Genomic DNA, 10,580 nt, shown 5'->3' on the forward strand with positions numbered 1-10,580 from the left:
ATCCGGTTTCCCGGCCCGCTATGACATCGACGGAATGAACAACCGCGTCGGGACGACGATTCTCGGATCTGATTTGTCCCGGCTATAGGCGGGATTGAGTGCTTTATCGGCGAAATTCTGCGTCGCGTGCAGCCGACGCAGGTTCTGCTTTTCCTGATCGAAGCGCTTTTTCCGCTCGCCAGACTTGTCCGATCCTCGCGACAGCGATTCATGGTGATAAAGGCAGGCGAAGGGGGTCCAGATGATGCGATATCCGGCCTTGTGCGCGCGCAGACAATAGTCGACATCATTATAGGCGACCGCGAAATTTTCCTCATCGAACAGGCCAATCTTTCGCAGGCAGTCGCCGGAGATCAGCATGACGGCACCGGTTACGCATGTCATCGTATTGCGAAGATGCAGCCGGTTCATCGGGCCGCCAAACTCCTTTGGCTTGTTCAGATACCAGTGGCCAGCCAAGCCGCCAAAGCCGATAACCACGCCGGCGTGCTGCATCTTGTCGTTCGGAAAGAGCAGCTTGGCGCCGACTATGCCCGTCCTGTCATAGGCAAGACAGGAAACCATCTCCTTCAGCCAGCCAGCATCGATCACCTCGACGTCATTGTTGAGGATGAGGGAGTGCTCACCCGTCGCCGCGCTCAGGCCGCGATTGACGGAGCGCGAGAAGTTGAAGGCTTCGGGGACTACCGCGGCCGAAAAATTCTGGTGTGATCGGCGATACCGTTCATAGAGATTGAGCACCGCAGGATCGGTCGAACCATTGTCCACCACCAGAACTTCGAAATTCGGATAATCCGTCTTTTCAAAGAGATCGTGGAGGATGCGCGAGATCAGATCGAAATTGTCCTTGCTGGGAATGACGATCGAGATTTTGGGCCACTCGCGAGGCGGCTCGAAGACGACGCGATGTAGCGTCTTGGTCAGCGCCCCTTCGACTTGAACTGGCTGCTGTTGCCGTTCGAATCTTTCGGTCAGCGCCTTTCTCGCATTCGTGGTCGCGGCGTCCATGAACTTGCGTGAGTAGGTCTTGCCATTTCGCCGCCACCAGTAGGCCGGATAGGGTAGATGCAGGATGCTTTGTTCCGGAAGTCCTTCCAGATAACGCAACAGCAGATCGTAATCCTGCGATCCATCATAGCCAGTCCGAAGGTAGCCGATCTCCCGAAGCCGGTCGTGGCGATAGATGGAGAAATGATTGATGTAGTTGACGCCGCTCAGCAGGACTGAATCATAGGCTGGCTTGAGCATGACCCCGGTCGGCTTCAATGTATCGTCGACAACGAGCTCGTCGGTGTAGAGGAAATTGGCGTCCGGGTTCTGCTCCAGCGTGTGCCGGATGAGCTTGAAGGCATGCGGGGCAACGACATCGTCATGATCGAGAAAGGCAATCCATCGGCCACTGGCCTGGGATAGCCCGGAATTTGTGGCTGCTGCGATGCCGCCATTGCGTTCGTTCAGTACCAAGCGAATATTGTCGGCCGCGGGTTGCGACTTATACCATTGGCGCGTTTCCGTCGATGTCGAGCCGTCATCGCTCAAAATGAGCTCTGTGCCCTGTTCCGCCTGCATGTTGAAGGATCTGATGAGGTCGTCCAGATACCGCACCGGCGCATTGTAGACGGGAACGACGACGCTGAGCCAGGTTCCAGCCGTTGCCGATACGGGCAAGGGGGCAAGATCGGCCGCAAGTCGATAATTAGCATCCGCATACCGGATCGTCAGGTTGGCCGCCCGCTTTCCGAATCTAAGCTTCGGTACTTTGGTCCAGTGTCGTGGCAGCTTGCCGAGATCGACGCGCTCTGTTTTCTCACCAGTATTGAGGAGCTGGGTTACATATTCTTCGGCCGATTTGGCAGAGGAAAATGCCTTGATGCCGAATCTGAATGTCGTCGGGAAGCTGGCCGGATCGGCCCGCAGGGCACAGATGGTACCTACCGCGCCGACATCCGCGGTGACGATGAACCGGTGTGCTTCCGGCAGAGAGATGGCGTCTCTTTCATGAAAGCCGCGGCCACGATTGATATAGAATTTGGGATCTATCGGCTCATCGGTCGCGGCCATGTGTAGGACGAGCAGCTTCTTCCTGACAGGCGAGAACCTGATTTCGAAAGCCGGATCATCGCCCTGCGACTTCCATAGTTCGGGATCTGCGCCGGTCGCGTTTTCAGGCTCAAGATCGGCATTCGGTAAGATCTTCAATGTCATCAATTTGTTTCTATTCACACGCTTGTAGCGCGTTGTTTAAAGAATAGCGACGTCATGCCGAGTCACCGCCGGATTCAATCGGACGCCGGGAAATGTCGGCGTTGCTTGCTCTCGCATCTTTTCAATCGAGTATCGCGTGGCGTCGCGGGCGGCAAGACGGCGCTGACGATCATTCACCAGTTGATCGATAGCAGCTGACCAATCTTCGACAGTATTGCTGATATGGAATTCTCCTGCGACCGCGCAGCGCGCGAATGTCGGGCATTGCGAGAAGATGGCCGCGGCTTGCAGTCGGGTGATATCGACACGCTTGGTATCGGCACGGCTCGCATTGGTCATCCCGGGGAGCAGGGGAACGAGAGCTATGTCGGCATTTTGATGCGTCGTCCTGGTGAGATAGGCCGGCCACGAGAGCGGGGCGACGATCGTCATTCTCGCGGGATCGATGCCTTGACGGCCCCAGCGACGTGCCAGGGCGCCGCTGGCGAAGACTTCGAAATGCACGTTGGGATGCCGCTCCATCGCGATCTTGACGATCGGCATGAGAAATTCATGTTCGTGACGATGAACGCCGGTCGCATGATACACCATCTTCAGCGGCGTCACGTCTTCGCTCACGGCGTTGCCCGGCGCATTGGCGGGATGAGCCGGCAAAGGGTTCAGGATGTCGATCTGCTGGCCGGCTGTGGCAAGCGTGCGAGACAGCGCTTCGGTAGAGACCCATATATGGGTCAACAAGCGGTTGAGCCGTGGCAAGGGACGAATGGCCAGCGTCGTCAGCCTGAACTTGTAGAGCCAGCTTGCTTCCCTGCCTGTGACGACCGCCCTGATGTCGTCATCGACGAAATAGGCCACACCGGCAAGGTTTGTACGCCTTTTCTCGAGCCAGCGCAGTTGCGACGGCTTTATGTAGCGACAGATGACGACGAAAAGGCCCTCGCTTTCGATTGTATCAAGAGAGTCGTCGAGGCTCTTCATGATGACAGGTATTTCGGCGAGCTTCACCCGCTCGTCGAGATAGTAGCTGACCGTCGGATTCGGATATCGCGAGAGGATGAGCAGCCGCTTTGCCGCGCTTCGATGGTCTCCTCCCAGTGCTCCCGAAGGCTGCGGCCTGGGAAGCAATCGATAGAGAAGATCGCGCACAGCTTGCATGGCTCTCACCGCGCCACTCTATGCGAAACGATTTCGAAGATTGGTCAGAACGCCGAGGGCCGCTCCCCAAATCACCAGCGTCGCGCCGAATATGCCCGACATCCAGAGTAGCCGTTGCGGATATTCCGCTTCATCCGGCAGATCAGGAGCGAGGAACGTATCGAGATAGAGTAGTTGCTGCTTGCTGACGAATCGAACCTGTTCCAGCGTCTTCATGCTTATGGCGAACTGCTGTTCTGCAAGGGTCTGTTCAAGTTCACGCTGAGACATGTCGACGGAGACGTCGGCAAGGTTTTGCGCTGATTTACTTTGACCGGCAATCTGGCTGTTCAGCTGATCCAGCTGCGCCTGCCTGCTGTCGATCTCGCGTTTCAGAACGCGCATCTGCGGGGCGTTGGCCGAGACGGTTCCAAGCTGTGCATCATATCTCTGCTGAAGATCGATTTGCTCCTTCCGCACGGATGAAATCAGGTTGGTCAGAACGGTGGACGATCCCTCGACACTGAGAACACCCGTTTGATTGCGAGCCGCCAGAAGACGATCTCGAGCCTTCTGCAACTGGTCTTTGGCGTTGTCCAGATTCGTCTGAGCCGTCGCTATGACATCGTGCCAGATGCGATTGTTGACATCGTTGACCACACCTTCGGAGGCCTTGACGACTTCCTGCAAGACCTTCTGCGCATCGACGGCCGAAAACGCGCGAACTTTCACCGTGACAATACCGCTGTTCGGGTCGACTTTGACTGCGACCATGTCCTCCCAGTATTTCAGCAGCTTCTCCGAACTGGCGTCTTGCTTGAGCCTTGCGACCGGATCGATGGATGAATTTCCGTATAGTTTCTGGAAGTCGACTTTGCCTTGAAGGGTCGCCACCATGTCCTTGCTTTTGATGAAGTTGGTGACGATCAGCGTGTCTTGAACGATCTGTGCCGCCGGCAGGCCTGTGACCTTGGCCAATTGGCCGCCACCAAGCGCCGGCGTCGAAGACCGCACCGTAAAGCGCGTTTCCGATTGGTATTGATCGGACGCCATGAAGGTAAAGTAGCAAACCGAAGCGACATTGGGGATGACGAGCAGCAAAATGATCGAGGCGAGGATGGCGCGGCCGATGATCTGTTGCATTGGACGCGGGCGCAGGCCGACCGCCTTGAACAATTGGCTCCGCCTCGACGTCGAAAAGCGCAATTTCCGCGCAGTCACGGACAGGTTCGCAGCGACGCTGCGGCTGTGCTCTGTTGCGCTGAGTTCAATCGTTTTGGGCGCGTTTTCGGTATCGTGAGCCATATCGGGCCTTGCCGGCAATCCCTCGTGTCCTATCGGTTCAGTCTATAGTAGGCTTCGATTGCCTGTTCTACCTCATTGAAAACTATAAGCCTGCCGTCGACGAGCAACATCCCCTTGTCGCAATGGGTACTGATCATGCTCATGCTATGAGAGACCATGATGATGTCGGAAGTCTTGCGTCTATTTTCGAATGCGATGCGGCAGCGTTCCTGGAAACGGGCATCGCCGACGGCAAGCACCTCATCCACCAGATAACATTCGAATTCTATGGCCATCGAAAGCCCGAAAGCCAGGCGGGCACCCATCCCCGAAGAGTAGGTACGGACAGGAGCATCAAGGTAATCGCCCAGTTCGGCAAATTCTTCGACGAAACGTGAAACGCGCCTGACATCCTCGCCATAGGCGCGCGCGACGAAATGAACGTTGGCTCGTCCCGTCATCAGAGGATTGAAGCCGCTGCTCAGGCCTAGCGGCCAGGATACGCGCACATCCTTGGCGATCCTGCCCGAATTGGGCAGCATGGTTCCGGCGATCATGCGTATGGTCGTCGATTTTCCCGCGCCGTTCACCCCCAGCAATCCATAGGAATAGCCCGACTGGAATTCGCAGCTGACGCGATCCAGAATGACCTTCTTGCCAGCTTGCGTCTTGAAGAATTTCGAGACGTTGTTGAAGCGGATCATGGTGCGTATCCACTCATATGCGATGGTCCTCGACGGATGCCCAGATGAGGGAAAGCGTCGCCCATGTCACGATGAGCGCAAGCAATATGATCAAGGGTGTGCTGACGCGACGAGGAAAAATCGACTCCTCCGGCAGCGCAGGCTTGACGAAGACAGCGAGATAAAGCGTCTTGCGCAGCGCTTCGGCCAGTACGGCGTCATAGTTCTTTTGCGAGCTTTCATAGAGCTTCTGAGCGATCAGACGATCTGTGTCGAGCCTGGAATATTCCAGCAAGGCTTTCGCAAGGCTCGCATTCTCCGGGCCTGTCAGCTCGGATTTCATCTTCTCGATCTGCGCGTCCAGGCTATCCTTGGCAAGGTTCAGCTGCTGATAGGTTGGAGAGCTCTCCGCTTTGGATTGCCGCATGACGAATAGGCGGGTTTCGAATTCCATCTTCTTCGCGAGCAGGCCGGTCAGAAGCGTTCCACTGCTCTTGGCTTGCGTCTGCGGGCTGAGCAGCCCCGATGCATTTTGAAATTGATTGAGCGCGACCAACGTGTCGCCATAGGCCTTGCCGCTCTTCTCGACATCCGCCTTCATGCTCCGGACGATATCGTTACGTGCCCGCTCGGAAAGCTCGTTGATCAGCTTTTCGCTTTCCTCGATGATCGCGTCTGCCAGCTTTACGGAATCACCCGGGGCAAAGGCCCTGACTTTCAGGGTTATGATGCCGGAGGTGACGTCTATGTATGCAGTGACATGGTCATTCCAGTATTTCAGGAATTCTTCGTCGGATTGGGAGGCGTTGAAACGCGTCAGAAAATCCGCGTCCTGCTTCGTAAACATCGCGCGATAGTCGAGTTTCGCGCCGATCCGCCTCAGGATTTCCGTCGAATGGATGAAGCTCGTAACGACATAGGCATCCTGCGAAGCTGAACGCATGTTAAGAGCGCTTGCGGCTCCCCCGCCGCTGCCAGCGGCATCGCTGTTTTCGCTACTGTCCGTTGCCCCCGATACGGCTCGAACGGCAAAACGAGCTTCCGCCACATACTGATCCGAGGCGATGAAGGCATAATAAATCGAGCTTGCCGCGAAAGGGAGGATAACGAGCAGAAGAAAGCCAATCAGCCTCAGCGGCGGCTTGCCGCCAGCTCGGGCTTCCGGCTCCTGGCCATCATGCATCGGCACATATTCGATCTCTTCCAGATCGTTGCGATTGCGTTGGCTCGGCATCTTGCGTCGGAACAATGACGGCAGAATATGCCGGCCGGGTCTTACCCGCAGTTTTTCCTGGACTATTGCGTCTTCGATGACTGGTTTGGGCATGTCAGCTTGCAATCGTTTCCGGCAGTGCAGATGCGCTTGGTTTCATCGCTTCGCGCACGTAGTGATCGAAAATCAGATCTTCTTCGAGCATGAGTTCGGCAATATGCAATGAACGAAGCCGTGTCGCAACGTCTTCAAGGGTGCTGTGCCTTGGGGGCAACGGGAAGTCGTCAACTGAAATGCCGAGCATCTCGCTGACGGCCCGCTGGAAATGAAGGCTATCGGTATCACGTCCAACGATGGCAAAGCGCGAGAGAAGATCGATCGCCGTCGCCACATCGCTACGCGTAACGGTCTGTTCCGGTACGGTGGTCGCCAATTGGCGGGTCACGGGCGAAACCAGCACCGTGCGGACATTCTGTGGCGCCTTCTTCAGCGCCATCTTCAGAGAGGTCTCGTCGTCAAGACTGACCTCCGCGAAATGTTCGGCTGCGGGAGCCAGGATGATCTTGTCACGATCACCGAAGAAGGAAATCTGGGTTTTTGCCATGCGCTTCAGAAGAAAAATTCTGAGAGCCAGCTCATAATATGGGTCGGTGAGCAGGACTATGGCCTTGAACCCCTTGTCCAGAAATTCCTCGTAATTGCGCATCAGCAGGCGGCCGCTAATGTAGATCGACTGTATGGCGTTGAGATGAAACGCCTGAAGTGTCGTCTCATGGCCGAAACGCTCGACGGATGAAATCTCATATTGAAAATGCCGGCCGCAATGATGGTCGAATTTGACCATCGGCAGCAGCTGCGTTTCCAGCCGAACGACTTTCAGGGGAATTGGCTGCAATACCTGAGGTCGCCGATAGATCAGCAATCCCGACTTGGCGTCATGAATCCTAAGCGAGGTACGTTCCGCCAAGTCAGGAATGATCGTCGGGTCGAGCCTGAAGCCGACGCGACCATCTTCGTGCCGCCCCGAATCGATGACAGCCTGTTTGATTTGGTCGCATGGCAGTATCATCAACTCTCCGTTGGCGTCAGACACCTTGACTTGTGGTTTGTCTGAAAAGCCATCGGGAATGAGGTAGCCCTCAATCAGGTCGCCATGGTCGTGTTCGAGGTTAAAAAGCACGGATGATCTCCGCTGCCTCCGTCTGGTATGAGCCGTATCCGGTTTGGGTATCGAAGCGCATCAAATTGTCCGCCACATAGCTCAAAGTCTCGATATCGAAAGCCAGCGCTCACTTTTCGTCAGGATTCACCGGGGCCTTGCGCGCGAGAAGTGAAAAGCTCGGGCCGCCGGGGTGGTTCAAGTCTTGATCGCGAATGTCAATGTGATTGAAACCAAATGTGCGCAAAAGTAGCAATATGTCGTCCCTATGCATCCAAAAATGACGATCCTTCATACCGCCGCAAAAGGACGCGTTGGTATTGGCGTGATGATAGCTGCGCTCGTAATAGCGCACGGGAACGTCGTCGATCATCTTTGTTTCGATTTTACCACTGAACGGCAGCCATCGCAGGTCTTCTTTTGGCATCGCCTCCTCAAGGACGAAATGCGTCCAGATGAAAACCGCGTCAGATCGCTTTGCCAAAAGTCGCAAGAATTCCCCTGGATCAGCCATATGATAGAGAACGCCGGATGCGATGGTTAAGTCGTAGACTTTCTCTCGTTCTGTCAGCCATGACTGAATGTCGCCAAGCATGAAGGAGGCATTGTCGATCCTCAAAATCTGCTTTGTGACTAGGCATCTCAGGAAACAGAGCCGGTTAGCCTCGATCGCGTCGATTTCTGCGGCGCCCCGATGGTGCAGCATGTAGGTGTGCATCCCCTCGAGCGGCCCGACTTCCAAGACCGTTTTGCCGTCGATTGAGCCAAAGGTCTGCAGCGCCCAATCTATTCGGTCGTCAGCGTAAAGAGGTAGCGATCCGGCCGCAAGATTGAGTTCCGGCGGAAAGGCGCAGTTCCATCCCGGAAGGGCGTTGATGGCATTCTGGTGGCTTGGTGTACTCTGCTCGTACTGATCGAATATTTCTAAGGGATTTTTCGACGATTTCTTTTGCGAGCGTTTTGAAAAGCCGAGCATTCAAATGACCTTCATTTCCATCAGTATCGAACCGAGTCGGAGGAGTTGCGAAACTGACCTCGGATGAAAGTGCGACCGTATCCATCCGAAACAAGCTTCCAAAATATACTTCGTAGCAAAATGGCGAATTTTATGAACCTTCGCCATCAAACTCCCGTTTCTAGGTGTTGCCTTCGCACCGAGGTGATCTCAGTCCACCGGAAAAGGGCACCGTTCCGATTTTCTCGTCGCCATCGGATAATTGTCATGGTGATGGCTTAGATCAGGCAATTCCAGTTTTTATGACGTTACGCTTCGATGTGAACAGCGGTTGAGAATTTTAGCCTTCTACAGGCATTGGTAAGGGAATGAAAAGCGGGGCGAAAGCGAATTCATGAAATTCAATATCATTGCTCTGGTAGGGTCGTTGTCTATGCTATTGATTAACGAGGCTTTACCATGTTTCCAAGAATCTTAATCTAAGTTGATCAAAAGGTAGCTATGCAAATTGCCTTGCGCGCAGTTGGCCCCTATACACCGGTATGATCGCGCGTTTTTTTCGAGCACAAAGTGTGTTCGGATGACCGCACCTGGTATTTTTGATTGTATTCCCAGTGCTATGGGCTTGTTGGCGGGCGCCCGTTATGCTTTTCAAAGCGTCGTTGAATTTAAAGGCATACGATGTCAGCCCGAGCCATACGGTAATGGCGGCAGCTAATAGATTTGAGGTTGTTCAGTTGATTCGTATTGGCGCTGTACTTTGCTGTGTGGCTTTGGCTGGATGCAATGCTGTTTCGAGCGAAGGACCACTCGCTGGCGCAATCAATAGCGATGCGGGGCAATCCGGTGCCGAACTCGGCCGCCAGAATGCGGCAGTCTTCGATATCATCGACATCGACAGCCGCAGCGCGCGTTTGGTTTCGGATTATGTTTCTTCAACGCTTAGTCGCCGGTTTGGCATCGGTGGTGGTGTCGGGCCGGTCGTAATCGGCGTTGGCGATGCATTGAAGGTGACGATTTTCGAGGCTGGCTCTGACGGCTTGTTTTCGACGTCGCAATCGAAACAAGTATCGCTGGATATTGTCGTGCAACCGGATGGAAAGGCCGCCATTCCCTATGCCGGTTCTGTCCGCTTTGCCGGCAAAACGCTTGATGAAGCTCGCAAGGGTATTCTTGCTGCTCTGGCCAGCAAGGCCGTCGAGCCTGACGTCATCGTAACCAGCATGGGGACGCCGTCGCGAACCGTCACGGTTTCCGGCGCAGTCGGCAAGCCGTCCATGGTTTCGTTGGATCTGACCAAGGAAAAGATCACGGAAGTCATCGCCAAGGCAGGCGGGCCTTCGACACAGCCCTACGAAACCTATGTCACGCTGGTTCGCGGCAGCAGAACCGGAACCGTTCTGCTCAAGTCGATCATCGAACATCCCTCCGAGGACATTTATGTTCAGCCGGGCGATCAGATTTTCCTCGTGCGTGATCCGAGAACCTTCACCTTGCTCGGCTCCGTTCGTGGCGACGGTCGTATTGAATTCGGGGCCAACGATCTCAATCTTCTTGAGGCGGTTGCTCTCGGACACGGTGCTATCGACGACTCCAGCAATGCCAAGGGCTTCTTCCTGTTTCGATATGAAGAGCCCGATATCGTGAAGAGCCTGCTTGGTCCTGCCCGGTTCCAGGGATTGCTGCGCAAGGGAATGGCTCCGGATGCGAAGGGGCGTTATCCGATCGTCTACCGCTTCGACATGTCCCATCCGGACAGCTTGATCGTCGGACAGACGTTCCCGATCAAGAGCCGCGACGTCATCTATGTATCCCGTCATCCCTCGGTCGATCTTCGCAAGTTCCTGACGATCGTTGGTACGCCTTTAGGGATCGCTGCGCAGGGAGCCGCGACGGCTGCGGTTCTGAACCAGTAGTTCGGGATGCCGAAATCACGGCGCCTGCCGA

8 protein-coding genes are annotated in these 10,580 nt (G+C 55.2%); 1 reads left to right on the forward strand and 7 read right to left on the reverse strand.

The genetic code is table 11. The features are described from left to right. Window positions 1-18: 18 nt before the first annotated feature. The 7 genes from GGD46_RS03230 to GGD46_RS03260 form a co-directional block, all read right to left on the reverse strand. A complete protein-coding gene (locus tag GGD46_RS03230) occupies window positions 19-2,205 on the reverse strand; it encodes a glycosyltransferase family 2 protein (protein WP_184701759.1) in 2,187 nt (728 codons plus the stop codon). Between the two features lie 36 nt (window positions 2,206-2,241). After that, window positions 2,242-3,360 carry a hypothetical protein gene (locus GGD46_RS03235; protein ID WP_184701761.1) on the reverse strand — a complete coding sequence of 373 codons (1,119 nt, stop codon included), beginning with the start codon at window positions 3,358-3,360 and terminating at the stop codon, window positions 2,242-2,244. 18 nt (window positions 3,361-3,378) lie between these two features. Next, window positions 3,379-4,515 carry a capsule biosynthesis protein gene (locus tag GGD46_RS03240; RefSeq protein ID WP_246806187.1) on the reverse strand — a complete coding sequence of 379 codons (1,137 nt, stop codon included), beginning with the start codon at window positions 4,513-4,515 and terminating at the stop codon, window positions 3,379-3,381. A 158-nt stretch (window positions 4,516-4,673) separates the two neighbouring features. Then, on the reverse strand, window positions 4,674-5,327 hold the full coding sequence (locus tag GGD46_RS03245) for an ABC transporter ATP-binding protein (RefSeq protein WP_184701764.1): 654 nt from the start codon (window positions 5,325-5,327) through the stop codon (window positions 4,674-4,676). 13 nt (window positions 5,328-5,340) lie between these two features. Continuing rightward, entirely contained in the window at window positions 5,341-6,633 is a 1,293-nt protein-coding gene (locus tag GGD46_RS03250; RefSeq protein ID WP_184701766.1) for a capsule biosynthesis protein, read from the reverse strand. Window position 6,634: 1 nt separating this feature from the next. Then, complete coding sequence (locus GGD46_RS03255) at window positions 6,635-7,699, reverse strand: hypothetical protein (protein WP_184701768.1); 1,065 nt, start codon at window positions 7,697-7,699, stop codon at window positions 6,635-6,637. A 109-nt stretch (window positions 7,700-7,808) separates the two neighbouring features. After that, window positions 7,809-8,654, reverse strand: coding sequence for a class I SAM-dependent methyltransferase (locus GGD46_RS03260; RefSeq protein WP_184701770.1), 846 nt, complete (start codon window positions 8,652-8,654; stop codon window positions 7,809-7,811). Between the two features lie 716 nt (window positions 8,655-9,370). Here GGD46_RS03260 and GGD46_RS03265 point away from each other — a divergent pair. Continuing rightward, window positions 9,371-10,549 carry a polysaccharide biosynthesis/export family protein gene (locus GGD46_RS03265; RefSeq protein ID WP_184701772.1) on the forward strand — a complete coding sequence of 393 codons (1,179 nt, stop codon included), beginning with the start codon at window positions 9,371-9,373 and terminating at the stop codon, window positions 10,547-10,549. The last annotated feature ends 31 nt before the right edge of the window (window positions 10,550-10,580 follow it).

The organism is Martinezella lusitana (assembly GCF_014207095.1).
In the GTDB taxonomy this organism is placed as follows: Bacteria; Pseudomonadota; Alphaproteobacteria; order Rhizobiales; family Rhizobiaceae; genus Rhizobium; species Rhizobium lusitanum_B.